Raw genomic sequence first — 18,895 nt, forward strand, 5'->3', positions numbered from 1 at the left:
AATTCGCTGGCTTTTTTCTTTTCCTAAATATATCCCTGCATAGCTCATCCAGAACCCAATAAGCCAGTGAAAGTCACTAACCTACGATTAAAATTAAAAATAAAACACCATTCATTTAATATTGATGCATCTCACATTAAAGTGCATAATCTGTGCAAATATTCACCAAGAGGTAAACACTGTGTCAAAAAAGATCGCCGTTAAAATTTCTAACTACGTTCCACTTTTCGTTCTGATGGGCGCGACTATCGCATTCACTCTGGCGAACGCGATGTACTGGGGCGGCGTACTGTAAACACAGTGAATTGCAATCGGAGTGCGATGCCTCCCAAAGCACAAAATATAGAAAAACCCGGTTATACCGGGTTTTTACTTTTCTAAACGCCAGAAACGAGAAAACCCGAGCATCTCTGCTCGGGTTTTAAATATGGCGGTGAGGGAGGGATTCGAACCCTCGATACGTTGCCGTATACACACTTTCCAGGCGTGCTCCTTCAGCCACTCGGACACCTCACCATATTGTTGTTGGGCTTATCGCCTCAACGGAGCGCTACTATAGGGAAGCACGGATTTAAGGTCAATAAGATTTCTGAAAAAACCGTGCAAGTGTTTAAGATTCAAGCGACATTGTGTGATTTACACGCTCTCACCGCTTTTCTTTCTCCGTTTTTGGCTCAGACTGTTAGAATGTCCGCCTCCTTAGGAAAAGAGAGCCTTTCATGTCTATCTCGCTATCACAATTTATTACCGAAAACGGATTGGAGCCAAAACTACTTTCCGCCACGCAAACAGAAGGCTTTGTGACTGCAATGGCTGCAGCCCCACACCTTATCGACCCAAGTGAATGGCTTGCATTTATGTGGGGTGGTGAAGAAGAAGCGCCGTTCGGTAGCCATGAACAACTCGAGCAATACGCAAACATCATCGTAGAGATGTGGAACGAACAACGTGGTGCTTTGCTTTCAAACGAATGGCAGTGGCCTGAAGCTTGTGCGCTGAGCGAAAGCGAGATCGTTAATGATGCGACGCGCGAATACTGTGAAGGCATGCTGCAGGGCTGGACCCTATGCCGTGATGACTGGGAAACGTTGATGCCTGAAGACTCGCAAGAGAACGCGCTTCTGGGCGGTGTTCTGCTTTCAATCAGCCTGCTGTTTGATCCTGAGTCTGCATTGGCTGTGATGGAAGAACAAGGTGCTGCGGAACTTGCACAGTTTGAAGAAGTATTCAATGGTATGCCAGTAATGCTTTGTGGCCTGACGATGCGCGCCATGCAGATGGTTGAAGCGCAATAATCCGCCATTATTCTCGTATTATTAAAAAGCGGTCTATGACCGCTTTTTTATTTCAAAGTTTTCGCGCAGTTTTCAACCATTCCTGATATAGTCGCGCCCCTGAATTTACTCGCCGCTCAAACGGCACTGACAACGAGACTCTCCCTGTGACGAATCAAGTATTCTCAACACTTCCGTTGAAAGATGAATTGCTTTCTACACTCAATGACATTGGCTACAAAACCATGACGCCAATTCAGGCCCAGAGCCTGCCTTCCATACTTGATGGGAAAGATGTCATCGGTCAGGGTAAAACAGGCTCAGGCAAAACAGCGGCTTTTGGTCTTGGATTGCTGAACCGACTCAACGTTAAACGTTTTCGCGTTCAATCACTCGTGCTTTGCCCTACCAGAGAGCTGGCCGATCAGGTGGCGATTGAAATCCGAAAGTTGGCACGTGGCATCCACAACATCAAAGTGCTAACGCTGTGTGGCGGTGTTCCTATGGGTCCCCAAATCGGCTCACTGGAGCATGGTGCGCACATTATCGTAGGCACACCTGGCCGTATTCTGGACCATATGGAAAAAGGCCGCCTGTCTCTGGAAGAAGTAAACACACTGATTCTGGATGAAGCAGACCGTATGCTGGAAATGGGTTTCCAACCTGCGCTCGACGCTATTTTTGACCAGGTACCATCTGACCGTCAAACATTGCTGTTCAGTGCCACTTACCCGGCGCAAATCCAAAGCATCAGTAAGCAAATCATGGCAAACCCAGTGATGGTGAAAGTGGAATCAAACCACGACGACACCAGCATTACCCAACATTTCTACCGCTGTGCAAATAATCGCGAGCGTATGGAAGCGCTTAAGCTTCTGTTGCTGAAGCATCAGCCTGAAAGTGCGGTAGTGTTCTGTAACACCAAACGCGACGTGAAAGACGTAGCTGCTGTATTAGATAACGAAGGCTTCGCTGTGGTTGCGCTGCATGGTGACTTAGAGCAACGCGATCGCGACCAAATGCTGCTGAAATTTGCCAATAAAAGTACCAACATCATGGTAGCGACAGACGTTGCAGCACGTGGTTTGGACATCGAAGCGTTAGATGCGGTGATTAACTACCACATGGCATTCGATACCGAAGTACACATTCACCGTATTGGCCGCACTGGCCGTGCAGGCAGCGAAGGCGCTGCTTATACCTTCTTCGGTGATGAGGATGGTTACCGTGTTGCATTGCTGGAAGATCATCTTGAGCGTGATATCAAACCTTCAGCACTGCCAGATTCCAGCGTATTGAACAATGTGCCACGCACACCTGCCATGGTGACGCTGCACATTGATGGTGGTAAGAAAAGCAAGGTTCGCCCTGGTGATATTCTTGGCGCATTGACCGGTGAAAATGGTATTGAAGGTAAACAAGTCGGCAAAATTAAAGTCACCGATTATCGTTCTTATGTTGCCGTTGAGCGTAGCGTGGCGAAGAAAGCCTTGAAGAAACTCTCCAGCGGAAGAATCAAAGGGAAAACCTACCGCGTTTGGCAGCTTCGCTAAAACCAATAAACTAACAAAAGCCGTCTTAACGACGGCTTTTTAGTCTCTCTAATCTGCACTTAGGTCTGTTGACCTTTGATATCAGCTTGGCAGGAATTCCGCTGACCAACCGTCACTCACAATACCTTTATCAATCAAACTCTGGATATCTGATTCACCAAATCCAAGCTCACCTAACACTCTCCGGCTGGAGCGCCCGAAACGCTCTGTTTGCGGGGCTGCAATAATCTTTGCCTCTTTCGGACGAATCGAATAGTGATCAACCATGGTGGTTACATAGCCGCTCGGATGTTCGTGATGGGTCGAGAACGCATAGCTGCCAGAATCAAACCCAACCTGCCCATCTTGTGGGCGGCTATACCGCTTTCTGAGCCATTCAATGCTGCGTGATTGCGCTGCCGCAACATCTAACTGGGACAATTTATTCAGCCAAACATCATTAGGCTTACGTTTGAATTGATTCGCAAGCATGGCCTTACGCCCTGCCTCGTCACACGTAGAAATACCTCTGAACTCTTCAAGCATTTCGAGTTTATTGATATCGGCTTCGGTCGCATCAAGATATAGCCAGCCATCATGAGTTTGATAGAAGTGCGACAAAGCACCATACCCCAATGCTTCGCGACCAGATGGCTCATCACGAGGCGGCGCACCTTCGTAATCATGACTGTATTTAATCTGTGCCAGATTGGTCGTCGATGACAGTGAAGTTCTGGGGCGCAGCACTTGTCCTGTTTTCGCCCGCACATACAATGCGACCGACATCGCGAGCCCAGCAGCGAAGCCACAATTTACATCCAGCGTTCCAAGGTGAGCATGCTCTTCTGGTGTTTCCGCACCGCCAAAACGGGTCATAATGCCACTGTTCGCTTGAATGATATCGTCATAGCCAATGTAATCTGTTTTCTCTCCGCGCTTAGGTCCACCAAGACAATCCAGACGGCAGAAAATGGCATCAGGATTCAGTGCTTTCAGACGTTCCTCACTAAGTCCCAGAGGCTCTACCTGACGCGAAGGAGCATTGATAACGACTATGTCGCAGGTCTTCACCAAAGCTTCGAAAATGGGTTTGCCTTCATCAGTCAGCATATCGAGCAGCAAGCTCTTCTTCCCAATGTTGGAGAGATAACTGAAGAACACACCGATCAGCGGATCATACATTGGCTTGGTCGGATCCAACTTGATAACCTCTGCCCCAAATCGTGACAAAAATGCCGTGGAATGTGGCCCCGCAATAACGTTTGTCAGATCGAGAACACGGACCCCTTTGAGCCATTGGCGATCGGGCTCGACATTGGGTGAAAGCTCATAGTTTCTATTCAGTCCTGCTTGGCTAAAAAGCCTTTCTGCATCCTGATATTCAGCAAATTTCCGTGGCGCTATGTCGCATAGTTCTTCACCCAATTCTTCAAACCAAACCAAAGGGCCGGGCTGTTTCATCACGCCATATTCAGGGTCATTCACTTCTACGATAAGCCCGCTCTCCAGCGAATAAGGCGCATTGACCCACTCTTGCGTCGAGCGGTGCGGCGCGCCTGGAATACCTCCTTCACCAAAGAGCTTGCCCCATTCTTCAGACGTTTTGGTGATGAAGACATGCTTCATTTTCTCAGATATTTTGGCAGCCCAGTTCGCAGGTAAAGGGTAAACACCAATGGACGTTTCCGCTTCCCATTGAGAATGAGGAAGATAGAGATTTTCGACCTCTGGTAGGCCTTCGGCCACCAGCTCATCATAAATTCCAGCAAGCTCAAGGCAGCGACGCGCGTGGTTACGGTGTGACGGACAGACCACATAGAAATAACGGCCGTCTTTACACTTGTAGGTACGATAAAAAGGGTCTAAGTATTCCTGAAGCTCATCATAGGTGACGTCCATAGGGAGCCCTGCTTCGCGGCGACGGGCAATCTCTTTTTCCCGCATGGTGTGGTAGCGCTCTGGCATACCTTCAATATCGATGGAGTTGTAAGAGAGCCCTTCCATCAGTGCTGCTGCCACTGGCACTTCAATATGATCACCATGGCCACTTTTTTCTCTTTCAAACAATGCCAGTGAAACACCACTTGCCGCCAGCATAGTGGCATAAGCAGAACCCAGCGTGAGCGGAGAAAAGCTAGGATCACAGCCCATCAATACCCGGTTGTAACCCATATCGGTAAACGCACCGGAAGAAGCTGCAATCACCGCTTCTGTTGCTTTCCATTGTTTGCGTAGTTGGTCGTTTGACGCAAAGCCAGGTAGAGAGAGCGTAATCAAGCTTGGGTTTGTTTCACGCAGGGCGTCTAAATCGACCCCCAGCTTCTTCATAGTGCCAGGACGGAAGTTTTCAATGATTACGTCAGCCTGTGAACACAAGGAAAGAGCCCTATCGAGATCAGAACCAGATTTCAGATCCAGCTGAATATTGGTTTTATTGCGATTAAGAACAGCGTTTGCCGAATGTTTCCAAAGTGGTCCGTTAGGCGAGTCAATATGAACCACATTGGCTCCCAAGTCGGCAAGGATCATGGCGACAGCTGGGCCAGCAACATACTGACCAAAATCGACAACATTTAGACCTGAAAACGGCAACGCATTTCTCATTTATCTCGCTCCTTGCTAAAGAGACATAATCATTGAATGAGAACCACCGAAAGGTGAATTCATTGCCGGATGTTAATAACTTTAAACTTCAGCTACCATTAATTTAAATTTGGTCTCGTCATAAATTTTTTAATGCACTTATGTATGACTAGTTATAAAGCGGACGATTTATATTATTTATTTCATCGTTATTCACTTCTTCCATCACCCAGTCAATAAAAGCTTCGGCATGAGGATGTAAGAATCGGGAATTATGGTTAACCAGATAAAAAGCTTCTGTTGTTAAAACTTCCTGTTCGAATAAGGAGATAAGCTTTTCACTTTCGAAATAACCTTGAAGTAAACTACTCCTCCCCAAAGCTATACCACCGCCGTTAGCGGCCACTTCAAAGGCATTGATTAAAGTATCAAACTGACTGCCAAGGTTAAAATCGGTGTATGGCATACCAATAGACTGAAACCATCTATTCCAGCCGTCTTCGTAACCGATAACGTGTATCAGATTTTCATTGACGATATCTTCAGGAACGGGTTTTCCTTCAAAACGGGACGCGTAGTTTGGACTGCAAACCGGTTGGAGCAGATCCCATGTAAGCCTGCGAGCTTCGTACTGCTGCCATCGGCCGTTGCCGTAGATAACTTCGAGATCACAATCAGGTGCCCGCTGTTGGCTATTCACCCAAATATTGCTGGTAATCTTGAGGTTGATATCCGGGTACCTCTCATAAAAATCGGGTAAACGCGGAGCAAGCCAGTTAACAAAAAAGACCAGATTAACCCTAACATTCAGAAGTTTATTTCTTCCCTTCCCAAATAGCTCGTCGGTCACCTCGTTCATTTTCTCAATAGACTCATGAAGCACAGGTAAGTACGCCGCGCCCGCTTCCGTCAACTCTAAACCTCTCGGCAACCTGACGAAGAGCATAGTACCGAGCTGGCTTTCCAGTGCTTTGATCTGCTGACTCATAGCGGCCTGTGTTATGTGTAATTCCTGCGAGGCATGGGTAAAGCTAAGATGCCTTGCCGCAGCTTCAAACGACCTAAGCCAGTTCAGCGGAGGTAGCCGTTTCTTCATGTGTTGTGTTCCTTGCATCACGTTAAAATCATCAGTTTTTTTGAGAAAAATCCACCTTGCCGCCATCAAAAAGTGCCGACTTTTCATTTTTATAAATTCACTATTTACACCCAATCAACACAGAAAGAAATGGTCAGAATGTAAAAATAGTGACACACGGCTTCAATGCATAATTATTTTTATACCAATGACTATAAATTTATTAATTGATGAAAAGTATTGGATTATGAAAGGTTACTAACTCGAGTAAAACACACCTTACTTACCTAAATGCGACATATGTAAGTCGCAAATTAGTAAATTTAGAACATCAAGATAGCAAATTAATAAAAAATCATAGTTTTATTAATCTGGTAGCGTTTTAAAAAGAGCATCGCAATGAGTTCAGAGGTTAATTTGCAGAGGGAGGCAATATTTTCGTCGTACTTGCTTTCCAGTGATGACCCTGTACACAGTCGCTATCCGAGAAACCAAATACCAATACAGTAGGAACCATAGAATGAGCACTTCAGTTGCTATGCCACGGATGATGGAATTCGGCGAAGACGCGACCAAACGTCTGCCGGATATCGTGAAAGGATTTAACGCCTCTCGTGTACTGATCCTTACTGACAAAACCATGGTTCAGATGGGCTATGCCACCATGGTGACAGAACTGCTGTCAAAAGCCGGGATTCAAAGCCAGATCTACGCTGACACCATTCCAGAGCCAACCTCACAGTCGATTGAAGAAGCGGTCTCAGTGACACGCGATAGTCAGACTGACTGCATTGTGGCCCTTGGAGGCGGCAGCGCCATCGACAGCGCCAAGGCGATTAGTATGCTTGCCAGTCACGGCGGCATCATGCGTGATTACAAAGCACCTCGCATCGTTAATGAAACCGGTATTCCTGTGGTAGCAATTCCAACCACAGCGGGTACTGGTTCGGAGGTGACTAAGTTCACCATCATTACGGACTCCGAGACCGATGAAAAGATGCTGTGTATTGGCCTGGGTTTTCTTCCTGTCGCTGCTTTGGTGGACTACAAGTTGACCATGTCCCTGCCCCCTCGTATCACTGCGGACACAGGGATCGACGCACTTACTCACGCCATCGAAGCTTACGTCAGTAAGAAAGGAAACCCGTTCAGCGATTACAATGCGTTGGAGGCGATGCGCCTTATCGCACCAAACCTTCGCAAGGCCTATCACGAAGGCCAAAATGTAGAAGCGCGTCAGAAAATGATGATGGGCTCCACGCTCGCAGGCATTGCCTTCTCCAATGCCTCAGTTGCCTTGGTTCACGGTATGAGTAGACCTATCGGTGCGTTTTTCCACGTACCGCATGGGCTGTCCAATGCCATGTTGCTGCCAAGTATTACCGCCTTTTCCATTCCTGCTTGCCCTGAACGTTACGCACAGTGCTCGAAAGCGATGGGATTGGTTGATGAGTCTGTCAGCATAGAAGAAGCCAATAGCCGCCTGCAGCAAGAGTTACTGGCACTCAATGAAGAACTAAAAGTCCCCACTTTGGAAGAGTTTGGTGTAGTAAAAGATGATTTTGATGCCGCGCTCGACACCATGATTCAGCAGGCTTTTGGATCCGGTTCCCCAGGGAATAACCCAAGAGTGCCAACTGAAGACGAGATGAAAACACTCTACACCAGCCTCTGGAAATAGGAGAAAGATAAATGACGGATATCGGGCATTTGATCAACGGAGAGATCAGAGAAACTTGTTCCAGAAAGCAAGCTGTGTACAACCCAGCAACGGGTGAGCACGCAAAGGATGTATTGTTAGCGCCCGTTGAGCTGGTGGATGAAGCGGTCGAAATCGCAAACGCTGCGTTCCCTGAATGGCGCAACACACCAGCCATTAAACGCGCGCGCATCATGTTTCGATATAAGCAACTGCTCGAAGACAATAAGGAAACGATTTGTCGATTGATTGGTGAAGAGCACGGGAAAATTCAGCACGACGCAATGGGCGAGCTTCAACGTGGTATCGAAAATGTCGAATACGCTTGTTCCGCAACGGAACTGTTGAAAGGTGAGTTCAGCAAAAACGTCGGCGCAGGCATCGACTCCTGGTCTGAACATCAGCCACTCGGTGTCGTTGCAGGTATTACCCCCTTCAACTTCCCCGCAATGGTGCCGCTATGGATGTTCCCTATGGCATTGGTTTGTGGGAACTGCTTTATCCTCAAACCGTCTGAACGCGACCCCAGCGCAGCACTATATATTGCTGAACTCCTGAAAGAAGCAGGATTGCCGGACGGTGTTATGCAGGTTATTCAAGGCGATAAAACCGTGGTAGACAGACTGCTGGAAAGCAAAGGCATTGAAGCCGTTAGCTTTGTTGGCAGCACACCGATTGCGCAGTACATCTACGAAAAGGCGAGTCAGTCCGGCAAACGTTGTCAGGCTCTCGGCGGCGCGAAAAATCACGCGATTGTCATGCCAGATTGCGACATGGAAAACGCGGTGAACCAGTTACTTGGTGCAGCCTTCGGTTCTAGCGGTGAACGCTGTATGGCGCTGTCTGTGGCAGTAGCAGTCGGTGATGACGCGGCTGACAGATTAGTCGGCAGTCTCGCAGAGAAGCTTTCGTCACTGCGTGTTGGACCTTTCTATGACAACGACAATGATTTCGGCCCTGTGATCACTCAAGAGCACAAAGAGAAAGTCGAAGCTTATATTGCTTCTGCCGCGGAAGATGGTGCGAGACTTGTGGTTGATGGACGACACCCACACGTCGAGGGCTATGAAAATGGCTTCTATGTGGGGGCAACACTCATCGACAATGTACGCCCAGACATGGTGAGTTATCAGGAAGAGATCTTTGGTCCTGTGCTACAGGTCGTTCGCGTGAATTCCATGGAAGAAGCCATGACACTCATCAACGAGCATAGATATGGCAACGGCACCTGCATCTTCACCCGAGACGGTGAAGCGGCACGTTACTTCTCTGAACACATCAAAGTCGGCATGGTCGGGATCAATATTCCTCTGCCCGTTCCTGTGGCTTATCATAGCTTTGGCGGTTGGAAGCAATCACTCTTCGGGGACCTTCATGCGTATGGCCCAGATTCAGTGAAGTTCTATACCCGACGTAAAACCATCACCCAACGTTGGCCATCAGCCAGTGTACGTGAAAGTACTTCTTTCTCTATGCCAACGCTGTAATTTGAAAACACAAAGGAAAAAGAGCTGCCAATGGCAGCTCTTCTTTTAGATAGCTATAGAACTCTGCCTGCGCTTATTAAGTGCAATCAAGATCACTGCTGGAATATTCATCAACACCCCGTAAAGCAGAGGCGTCAATGCCAGTTCAGGCTGCTGAAGTTGCACGACAGCGACGAATATCGCTGTGCCTGCGTTTTGAATACCCACCTCAATGGCAAAAGTTCGGGTGAGCTTTCTATCGCCTGAAAACAGCTTTGACACAGCCACGCCCAAGCCCATTCCCAGCAAACACAGTGACAGCACCATCACGGACGCAACGGAGAACAGTTGAGAAAATACAGCCGTGTTAGCAGCAAGCGTCACTGCCACAGTAAAAAACAGCGCCCACAAAGCTGATTTACCTGCCAAAACAGAGAAACGTGTAAACCCTTCACCTTTCACAAAGTGATTGAGTAACATACCAATAGTCACTGGCAACAAAGTGACAGCGACAAGCTGAAGGATGGCCGTTTTTACTGGAATCACTGCAGATACATCTGAAAGCACCAAAGGCAGCATCAGAGGTAAGCTGAAAGGAATAATCAGGCTGCTGACCGCTGTCATGGTGATAGAGAGTGCAGAGTCTCCACCTGCCAAATGACTTATCGCGTTGGAGGAAGCTCCACCCGGAGCCAGTGCCAGAATCCAAAGACCCACAGCAACCACTTCTGGCAATGCAAAAACATGAATCAGGATGTAGGCAATTAGCGGCAAACCAACAAGCTGAGCCGTTAGTCCAGCTGCAATTTTTCCCGGGTACTCCGCCACGCGTTTGAAATCAGCCAATGACAAGGTAATGCCGACACAGAACATCATCCAAGCCAGTGCGATTGGAAGCCCTATGGTTAACATTGCTTGTGCCATGTTTATTCCTCAATATTTGGAAACAAAAAAGGCGAACATCATGCCCGCCTTCTGATTAACTTTCTTTGACCTTACGCGTTGCCTTTAACCTGCAATTGCAGAGAAGCAGCAAAATCTAGCATACGATTCAATGGAATAAGAGATTTCACTCGGATCGCTTCGTCAACGAAGATTTCATGCTCTTCGCCACCCTCACGCAATGCCAGTTCGATTGCTTTCAAGCCGTTCATTGCCATCCAAGGACAATGTGCACAGCTTCGGCATGTTGCACCGGCACCGGCGGTTGGCGCTTCAATCAGCTCTTTTTCCGGCACCATTTGCTGCATCTTGAAAAAGATGCCTTTGTCAGTCGCGACCACCAGTTGTTTGTTTGGCAACTCTTTCGCGGCTTTAATGAGCTGGCTGGTTGAACCAACAGCGTCTGCAAGCTCTACAACACTGGCTGGGGATTCTGGGTGAACAAGAATCGCAGCGTCTGGGTAGACTGCTTTCATGTCTCTCAACGCTTTCGCTGAGAATTCGTCGTGCACCACGCATTCGCCTTGCCAAAGCAGCATTTCTGCACCGGTCTTATTCGCGATGTATGAGCCTAAATGGCGGTCAGGACCCCAGATAATTTTCTTATCTTCAGCGTCGAGGTGTTCAACAATTTCCAGCGCGATAGACGAAGTGACTACCCAATCCGCACGGGCTTTAACAGCCGCAGAAGTATTGGCGTAAACCACCACAGTGTGGTCAGGGTGAGCATCGCAGAATTCGGTGAAGCGATCTTCCGGGCAGCCCAAATCTAATGAACACTCTGCTTCAAGCGTTGGCATCAGAACCGTTTTTTCCGGAGTAAGGATTTTGGCACTCTCGCCCATAAAGCGAACGCCGGCAACCAGAAGAGTCTTGGCAGGATGTTTGTTACCAAACTTCGCCATTTCCAGGGAGTCACCGACGAAACCACCGGTTTCTTCGGCCAGCGCCTGGATTTCAGGGTCGGTGTAGTAGTGAGCAATCATCACTGCATCTTTTTCCTTAAGCAGCTGCTTGATGCTCGCGATGTAGTCAGTTTTCTGTTGCTCGGACAAGGCCTCCGGCTTCGGAGGGAAAGGATATACTGTCTCTGCAGTATTAATAATCTGGCTCATCAACTTACTCAGATTTGGCTTCCAATCCGGTCATTATACCCAGCTTGGTATCGAGTTTTCATCTTTTATGACGCTAAAGCGTAATATCAATGACACCCAAGTTGAATCATTTAGATATAAGAAAGCCAGCAATCATGCTGGCTTTCTTGATTGACACTTTTGACCTTATTGGCTCAACTGCTTCTCAGCTTGTTTTGCCGTGGTTGTGCCAGGATATTCCTTCACAACTTTCTCAAAGAGAGTTTTAGCTGTTGCCGCATCTTTCTGGCGGTCAGCAATAATGCCCAATTTCAACAGTGCATCGGCGCGTTTACTTGATTTGGCAAACTGGCTGACAGCAGTGAAGTTTTTCTTCGCATCGTCTAACTGGCTTTTTGAGAAGTACAATTGACCCAGCCAGTAGTGTGCGTTTGGCTTGTAAATTGATTCAGGGTATTTCGCCAGGAATGCGTTGAACGCTTCTGTCGCGCCTGCATAGTTCTTCTCTTTCAGGATGAGATTGACTGCCGCATCATATTCCGTATTCTCAGACTGATTCGCCGAGTATTTTTCCGTTGAAGCATTTTCTTGAGGCTTAGCTTCAACAGCAGGTGCCGGTTTCGCATTTCTCAGCGAATCAATCTCGCGGTAGAGATCTCGCTGACGTTCCAGCATCTGATTTAATTCGTAATTATTTCTTTCGACCGTGCCACGCAACTCATCGAGTTCGCTCGCCATCTGGTCTAGTTGGCGCTGCATGTCGATTTGCATCTGGTTTCGAGCTTCCAGCATTCGCTCCAAGCGCTCAACAGAGCTACCACTACCGCCCAACTCAGTCACCGGAGCAGGTGCGGCAGCCACAGGGGCTGCCGCACTCACCAGTAACGCCAGCGATAGAGCACGCAAAGTGTTACTGTTCATAAGATTTACCTTTAATTAGTAAACCAGAACCGCACGACGGTTCTTCGCGTAAGCTTCTTCACCCTGGCCAAGAACCAGTGGCTTTTCTTCACCGTAGCTTACGATAGAGATTTGAGATGCTGGTACGCCCAGTGCTTGCAGGTACTTAGCAACTGCATTTGCACGACGCTCGCCCAGCGCGATGTTGTACTCAGGAGTACCACGCTCATCTGCGTGACCTTCTACAACTACTTTGATGTCTGCATTAGCGCGCAGGAATTCTGCGTGTGCATCCAGCATATCTTCAAACTGTGGCAGAACAGAGTAATCGTCGAAGCTGAAGTAAACAGTTTGAGACTGACGCAACTCGTTGTTACGGATCTCTTGCTCAGTCAGGCCGCCTTGACCGCCATCAACTGGAGTCACAACAGTAGTTTGTGAACCGTTGTTAGTTTCGGTGCCAGTGCTGTCGGTAGAGCTGTCGCTTGAGCTACATGCCGCCAGAGTAAACATAGGCAGCGCTACAGCCAAACCCTTAAGTACTTTATTAACTTGCATCTTGTTTTCCTTATATCAAATAAGCGCAAATATTTATTGGAACGGGGACCATGCTGGGGCTCTCACCCGGCCATTAGTAGCTGGTAGTCTTGCTTTGAAGCGTCCATCAATGGACACCAAAGAAAGCACGTTATTACGCCCGTAAACTGAGCTGTAAATGACCATACTGCCGTTTGGCGCCAGGCTTGGAGATTCATCCAACATAGTTTTCGTTAGAATCTCAACAGCACCCGTTTGCAAATCTTGTTTTGCAATGTTGTAGCCTGAGTCCGAGCGGTGAACCATCACCAGGTATCTACCATCCGGGGTAAGTTGACCGCCGAGGTTCTGGCTACCTTGCCAAGTAATCCTATTGGTAGAACCATCGGCTAAATTTACTCGATAAATCTGTGGTTTACCACCCCGGTCTGAGGTAAAGATCAAAGACTGCCCGTTTGGATCCCAGAATGGTTCGGTGTTATTCGCACGGCCTTTGGTGATCTGGTCCATCTTGCGCGTCTTCAAATCCAACACGTAAACCTGAAGACTGCCAGTTTTCGACAGTACCATCGCCAGTTTGCTGCCGTCCGGAGAGAAGCGTGGCGAACCGTTGTGACGTGGAAATGACGAAATCATTTCACGTTCACCGGTGTAGATATTCATCAGGAATATCTGAGCCTGACCATTCTCGAAACTCACGTAAGCCAATTGTTTGCCGTCAGGAGACCATGCCGGTGACATCAAGGGTTGCTTGGAACGAAGTACCAGCAATTCGTTGTAGCCATCGTAGTCCGCAATACGAAGTTGGTAAGGGTGTTCCGCTTTGTCGTCGATAACCACGTACGCGATGCGCGTCAGGAATGCCCCTTTTTCGCCCGTTAACTTCTCATAAACCAAATCAGAAATGCGGTGCGCATACTGACGAAGTTGCTTGTCGCCAACCACTTTGCGGTTGTTCAGCAACAAGTGGTCTTTAGTCAGCACCAATTCACCAGTTGTAGACAATCCTTTGCTCTGACCGCCAGTCAACTGACCTCGGACGATATCGATCAGTTGGTAATTGATAAGGTACTTGCCATCCGCTGTTGGGCTGATCGTACCTGTTACCAACGCATCCACACCCATCGCTGTCCAGTCATTAAAATCCACTTGCTCATCGTTGTATGGCGTTTGTGGCATTTTATCAGTAGGCACTGGGCTAAACTTGCCGCTTCGCTGTAAATCCGAAGCCACGACCGCTGAAACATCCGTAGGAAGCTTGCCCTCGCCTTCCCATTTGAAAGGAACAATGGCAATTGGGCGCGCGGAGTCAATGCCTTCAGTAATGAAAAGCTCCAATGCTGCGTTAGCAGCCCCAGCCCAAAGCATAAGTATGAATGCTGACAAAGCATTCCATCGTTTTAACATCCTAAATCCTCTCTTAACGCTCAAAATTGAGGTTCAAATCCCTCAATTTCGCTACGACATCAGAGTCTGATGGCATAGGGAATTTTCCAATCTTTGTCACGCTCGCTTTTGCAGAACGGCAAAGTGTTGCATTTCCAGACAACGTCGTGACATCCACAACTAGTCCGTCGGGTGCCAATCTAAGATTCAAGCGGCATTTTTGCCCAGCCATACTCGAGTCAACCAGCCAGTTTTGCTGAATCATATTGGTAAATCGAGCTGACCATTGTGCTACTTCACTGGCTATTTGTTGCCCTCGAGCCGATCCTCTGCTTTCAGATTCCGACTCGAGACCGCTAAAAAGCTCGTTGAGGGCAGCCTCCTGCTCTGCCTGCTTACGCTTCGCTTCTGCTGCTTTACGCTCAGCTTCTTTACGCGCAGCTTCGGCTTTGCGGGCTTCCTCTTCGGCTTTTTTCTTCTCGGCTAACTTACGCTGGCGTTCCTCTTCCGCTTTGCGTGCTTCTTCTTCAGCACGCTGCTTTTCGGCCAGTTTACGTTGACGTTCTTCCTCAGCTTTACGTTGCTCTTCCACGGCGCGCTGACGGTCTGCTTCTGCTTTCTTCGCTGCTTCTTCCGCTTTGCGTTGTTCCTCTACGCGACGAACACGCTCAGCTTCGGCCGCAGCAGCTTTCTCCTGGGCAATACGCGTGGCTTCTTCAGCTTTGCGCTGCTCTTCAGCGGCTTTTTTCTTGGCATCAGCAATGCGCTTGCGCTCAACTTCTGCTTCACGAGCCTCTTTCTCAGCAGCCAGTTTTTCTGCTCTCAGCTCACGCAGACGTTTTTCTTCCTGCTCACGCTGCTGCTCAAGCAAATCAGCTTGCTGTTCCAAACGACGGAGACGATCGTCTTCCTGACGTTTGGCTTCATCACGCTGCTGGCGAATTTTTCTCGCCTGCTCGTTCACCACACTTGGGTCTATAACGACAGCTTCAATGCTTTGCCCTACAGGTTGGTGCGAGACTTTCGTAAAGTCCGCCCCCCAAAGCAAGCCACCGAATAATGCAGCATGCAGCAATACAGAAACAAAAGTTGCGCCTGTGTAACTCGATTTCTGAGTTTTCTTCATTCCATCTCTCATGAATCAAGCGGTTCCGTCATCAAGCCGACTGATGAAACCCCAGCTTGGTTCAATGCATCCAAGGTGAGAATGATTTCTGAATACGGCACGCGTCCATCACCACCAACAAGCACAGGTGATTTAGGGTTAATTTCTAGCTCTGCCTTCACGCGGATAAGTAGATCCTGAAGTGACAGACCGCGTTGCATGTCTCCGTTATTCACGGAAAGTCCTAAACCGCCGTTCTGATCAACTTCTACGATAATAAACGCGCCGCTGTCTTCTTCTTTTGCAAGCTCCGCTGCCGTTTTAGCATTCGATGTTTGTGGAAGATCCACATCCACACCCTGCGTCACGAAAGGCGCTGTCACCATGAAAATAATCAAGAGTACCAACATCACGTCAATGTATGGCACCACGTTGATTTCGGCGTTCATTTTCCGCCGTTTACGCTGGTAAGGCATACATTACTCCTTCGGTGAAGCAAACGCCTGACGGTGAAGAATGCTCGAAAACTCTTCCATGAAGTTGATGTAGTTGTTCTCAAGCTTGCCCACTTTCGCAGTAAATCGGTTGTACGCCATCACTGCTGGGATAGCAGCAAACAGACCCATTGCAGTTGCAACCAGTGCTTCCGCGATACCCGGTGCAACCATGGCGAGAGTTGCTTGCTTAACAGCGCCCAGCGCGATAAATGCGTGCATGATGCCCCACACAGTACCGAACAGGCCGATGTATGGCGTGATTGAACCGACCGTCGCGAGGAATGGCAAATTGGTTTCCAACGATTCCACTTCTTTTGAAAGAGAAACACGCATTGCACGGGAAGTCCCTTCCATCACCGCTTCCGGCACTTTGCCGTTGCTACGGTGAAGACGGGCAAATTCTTTAAAGCCAGAGTAGAAGATTTGCTCACTGCCTGACAGGTTGTCTTTACGCGCCTGCACTTCCTGGAACAGTTGAGACAAGTCCATCCCGGACCAGAATCGGTCTTCAAAACGCTCCACTTTCGATGACGCTTCTGAAAGCACCTGCGAACGCTTTATGATCATTGCCCAAGACACGACAGACATGCCTAGCAGAACCAACATGACTGCTTTAACCAGCAGACTCGCCTGCAAGAACAGGTCAAGAATTGAAAGTTCAGCGCTCACTTAAAATCTCCGATTGAATCGATTTAGGGATGGATTTCGGTTTCATTTTCTCAGAATCGACACAGGCTACCTTAACGGTGGCACGACACAACACATCGCCTTCTGAATTCACCAAATCTTGACAGAATGTGAGGGTCGCACGACGAACTTCAGGTACCGTTGTTTGAACGGTGAGTTCTTCGTCAAGCCTTGCGCCTTTGAGGAAATCAATGTCCATGTGACGTACGACAAACGCCGTATGTTCTTCAAATAATGTATGTTGATGGACACCAATGCTGCGCAGAAGTTCGGTTCTCGCACGCTCGAAGTATTTGAGGTAGTTCGCATGATAGACGATCCCACCAGTATCGGTGTCTTCGTAGTAGATGCGAACAGGCCAGCAGAACGGATGGAGAGTCCTCATCCTGATAATTACCTGAAATCCATAGTAAGGTTTAGCGAAATACTATAACTGACTTACTCAGTGTAATAAAAGCACCAAGCGACGAGGCTGGTCACGAATGGCGCAAAATAAAACAGCCCAGCTGTTTTAGGCCGGGCTGTCGGTAACAGAGTGTTACAACGGGATGTCAAAGAAATGCTTTTACAAGCACAAAACTCATCACTACCCACGCAAACGGTGGAAAGAAAACGAGCTGCCAAAGCCAGAATCTTGGTTTGAAGGCCATTCCGTGAATCATTCCAGTACAGGTTGCCCAAATCAGTGCAGGTCCATTGGCTACGGTAAAGCCGCCAATCTTATCCGCGAAAGTTTGAGGGTCCCACATGACTAACCCGCCGCATGCTAACGCCATTGCCAGCGATAGCAGCATCAGCACACGGATATGAAGACGGTCATGGAGACCGTCTAGCATAGTCGTGAACTTAGTCTTCACTGTCATGATCCATGGCTTCGGTGTGTTCTAACCAAAGCGCATTGATAATACCGAACGAGCACGCCAGCAATACACCCAGAATCCAAGCGAAATACCACATGGTTAACTCCTTCTCTTAGTACAGTGAGGTTTTGTTTTCTTCGATGAACTTGTCATCCAGACGACCGAACATCTTGTAGTAACACCATGCGGTGTAAGACAGGATGATTGGCACCATCACAATTGCTACGCCCGTCATAATGTTCAGCGTCAACTCGCTCGACGTCGCATCCCACATCGTAAGGCTGTGCGATGGGAACAAGCTAGAAGGCATCACGAATGGGAACATCGCAAAACCTGCCGTCAAAATCACACCCGCAATCGCCAGGCTGTTGAACAAAAACGCAAAACCGTCACGCTCGAAACGCGCACATACGGCAACCAACAGTGGCATAAATACCGCCAACGCCGGTGCAGCCCACAGTAGCGGGTAAGCTTCGTAGTTATTGAACAGTGCACCGGTTAAGGTCATCACTTCTTTGTTCAATGGGTTCGACGTTGCATTGGTCATGATTTCGCTTGTGATCACATAGCCTTCAATGCTTTGCGCCCAGAAGCCAGCAAGTGCAAAACATACCGCAGTCAGAATCGCAGAAATCTGCGCCACGTTACGTGCACGTACATGAAGTGCATCAGTGGTTTTCATCTGAAGATAAGTCGCGCCTTGAGTCACGATCATGAACAAGCTGACTAAACCACATAGAATCGCAAACGGATTCAGCAGGCCAAAGAAAGAACCACGGTAAGTTGGGATCAGGAACTCGTTCAGTTCAAACGGTACACCTTGCAGCAAGTTACCAAATGCCACACCAAAGATGATTGGCGGCACGAAGCTACCCACAAAAATGCCCCAGTCCCAGGTTTTACGCCAGCGTGGGTCTTCAATTTTCGAACGGTAGTCAAAACCAATTGGACGGAACCACAGAGCCGCCAGTGTCAGAATCATCGCTAGGTAGAAACCTGAAAACGACACCGCATACACCAAAGGCCACGCTGCGAACAGCGCACCACCAGCGGTGATCAACCAAACTTGGTTACCATCCCAGTGAGGCGCAATGGAGTTAATCATCACGCGACGCTCGTTATCGGTTTTACCAATAACTGGCACCAACGCGCCGACACCCATATCAAAGCCATCGGTAATCGCGAAGCCGATCAGCAGAACACCAATCAGTGCCCACCAAATCAGACGTAGAATCTCGTATTCAAACATGTCTCACGC

18 protein-coding genes and 1 tRNA gene are annotated in these 18,895 nt (G+C 48.3%); 4 read left to right on the top strand and 15 right to left on the bottom strand.

From position 1 onward, the window contains the following. Positions 1 to 428 precede the first annotated feature (428 nt). A tRNA-Ser gene (locus GCE9029_RS07835) sits at positions 429 to 516 on the bottom strand. A 203-nt stretch (positions 517 to 719) separates the two neighbouring features. Here GCE9029_RS07835 and GCE9029_RS07840 point away from each other — a divergent pair. Both GCE9029_RS07840 and dbpA read left to right on the top strand, forming a co-directional pair. Next, positions 720 to 1,295 (top strand): UPF0149 family protein, encoded by a 576-nt coding sequence (locus GCE9029_RS07840; RefSeq protein WP_062662368.1) that lies wholly within the window; start codon positions 720 to 722, stop codon positions 1,293 to 1,295. Positions 1,296 to 1,441: 146 nt separating this feature from the next. After that, positions 1,442 to 2,827, top strand: a complete 1,386-nt coding sequence (dbpA, locus tag GCE9029_RS07845; RefSeq protein ID WP_062662370.1) for an ATP-dependent RNA helicase DbpA — start codon at positions 1,442 to 1,444, stop codon at positions 2,825 to 2,827. 81 nt (positions 2,828 to 2,908) lie between these two features. Here the strand turns inward: dbpA and GCE9029_RS07850 are convergent, their stop codons facing one another. Together GCE9029_RS07850 and GCE9029_RS07855 are read right to left on the bottom strand one after the other, a co-directional pair. Continuing rightward, positions 2,909 to 5,410: a CoA transferase gene (locus tag GCE9029_RS07850; RefSeq protein WP_062662373.1), complete on the bottom strand. Its 2,502-nt coding sequence runs from the start codon at positions 5,408 to 5,410 to the stop codon at positions 2,909 to 2,911. Positions 5,411 to 5,558: 148 nt separating this feature from the next. Beyond that, complete coding sequence (locus tag GCE9029_RS07855) at positions 5,559 to 6,572, bottom strand: LysR substrate-binding domain-containing protein (RefSeq protein WP_231870055.1); 1,014 nt, start codon at positions 6,570 to 6,572, stop codon at positions 5,559 to 5,561. A gap of 412 nt (positions 6,573 to 6,984) precedes the next feature. Between GCE9029_RS07855 and GCE9029_RS07860 the strand changes: the two genes are divergently transcribed. Beyond that, positions 6,985 to 8,145, top strand: a complete 1,161-nt coding sequence (locus tag GCE9029_RS07860) for an iron-containing alcohol dehydrogenase (protein ID WP_062662375.1) — start codon at positions 6,985 to 6,987, stop codon at positions 8,143 to 8,145. A gap of 11 nt (positions 8,146 to 8,156) precedes the next feature. Continuing rightward, positions 8,157 to 9,650: a CoA-acylating methylmalonate-semialdehyde dehydrogenase gene (locus GCE9029_RS07865; protein ID WP_062662377.1), complete on the top strand. Its 1,494-nt coding sequence runs from the start codon at positions 8,157 to 8,159 to the stop codon at positions 9,648 to 9,650. A gap of 45 nt (positions 9,651 to 9,695) precedes the next feature. On the opposite strand, the gene GCE9029_RS07870 is transcribed toward GCE9029_RS07865, so the two are convergent. The 12 genes from GCE9029_RS07870 to cydB form a co-directional block, all read right to left on the bottom strand. After that, entirely contained in the window at positions 9,696 to 10,553 is an 858-nt protein-coding gene (locus GCE9029_RS07870) for a bile acid:sodium symporter family protein (protein ID WP_062662379.1), read from the bottom strand. A gap of 71 nt (positions 10,554 to 10,624) precedes the next feature. After that, positions 10,625 to 11,686 (bottom strand): quinolinate synthase NadA, encoded by a 1,062-nt coding sequence (gene nadA / locus GCE9029_RS07875; RefSeq protein WP_039849941.1) that lies wholly within the window; start codon positions 11,684 to 11,686, stop codon positions 10,625 to 10,627. A gap of 165 nt (positions 11,687 to 11,851) precedes the next feature. Continuing rightward, positions 11,852 to 12,586 carry a tol-pal system protein YbgF gene (gene ybgF / locus GCE9029_RS07880; protein WP_062662382.1) on the bottom strand — a complete coding sequence of 245 codons (735 nt, stop codon included), beginning with the start codon at positions 12,584 to 12,586 and terminating at the stop codon, positions 11,852 to 11,854. A 15-nt stretch (positions 12,587 to 12,601) separates the two neighbouring features. Next, positions 12,602 to 13,123, bottom strand: coding sequence for a peptidoglycan-associated lipoprotein Pal (gene pal, locus GCE9029_RS07885; protein WP_002538438.1), 522 nt, complete (start codon positions 13,121 to 13,123; stop codon positions 12,602 to 12,604). Positions 13,124 to 13,156: 33 nt separating this feature from the next. Then, a complete protein-coding gene (gene tolB, locus GCE9029_RS07890) occupies positions 13,157 to 14,509 on the bottom strand; it encodes a Tol-Pal system beta propeller repeat protein TolB (RefSeq protein ID WP_062662384.1) in 1,353 nt (450 codons plus the stop codon). Between the two features lie 13 nt (positions 14,510 to 14,522). Continuing rightward, positions 14,523 to 15,614: a cell envelope integrity protein TolA gene (gene tolA / locus GCE9029_RS07895; RefSeq protein WP_062663172.1), complete on the bottom strand. Its 1,092-nt coding sequence runs from the start codon at positions 15,612 to 15,614 to the stop codon at positions 14,523 to 14,525. 8 nt (positions 15,615 to 15,622) lie between these two features. After that, entirely contained in the window at positions 15,623 to 16,069 is a 447-nt protein-coding gene (tolR, locus tag GCE9029_RS07900) for a protein TolR (protein ID WP_002538441.1), read from the bottom strand. 3 nt (positions 16,070 to 16,072) lie between these two features. Next, positions 16,073 to 16,759, bottom strand: coding sequence for a protein TolQ (gene tolQ, locus GCE9029_RS07905; protein ID WP_062662386.1), 687 nt, complete (start codon positions 16,757 to 16,759; stop codon positions 16,073 to 16,075). Further along, on the bottom strand, positions 16,749 to 17,162 hold the full coding sequence (ybgC, locus tag GCE9029_RS07910; protein ID WP_062662388.1) for a tol-pal system-associated acyl-CoA thioesterase: 414 nt from the start codon (positions 17,160 to 17,162) through the stop codon (positions 16,749 to 16,751). The genes tolQ and ybgC overlap by 11 nt, the downstream gene beginning before the upstream one ends. A 166-nt stretch (positions 17,163 to 17,328) precedes the next feature. After that, on the bottom strand, positions 17,329 to 17,613 hold the full coding sequence (locus GCE9029_RS07915) for a cyd operon YbgE family protein (RefSeq protein WP_062663173.1): 285 nt from the start codon (positions 17,611 to 17,613) through the stop codon (positions 17,329 to 17,331). A 10-nt stretch (positions 17,614 to 17,623) separates the two neighbouring features. Then, the gene (gene cydX, locus GCE9029_RS07920) at positions 17,624 to 17,734 is read right to left on the bottom strand and encodes a cytochrome bd-I oxidase subunit CydX (RefSeq protein ID WP_017008254.1); all 111 of its coding nucleotides are present in this window, start codon (positions 17,732 to 17,734) and stop codon (positions 17,624 to 17,626) included. Between the two features lie 15 nt (positions 17,735 to 17,749). Beyond that, on the bottom strand, positions 17,750 to 18,886 hold the full coding sequence (cydB, locus tag GCE9029_RS07925) for a cytochrome d ubiquinol oxidase subunit II (protein WP_062662389.1): 1,137 nt from the start codon (positions 18,884 to 18,886) through the stop codon (positions 17,750 to 17,752). Positions 18,887 to 18,895 lie beyond the last annotated feature (9 nt).

The organism is Grimontia celer, from assembly GCF_900055185.1.
Taxonomy (GTDB): Bacteria; Pseudomonadota; Gammaproteobacteria; order Enterobacterales; family Vibrionaceae; genus Enterovibrio; species Enterovibrio celer.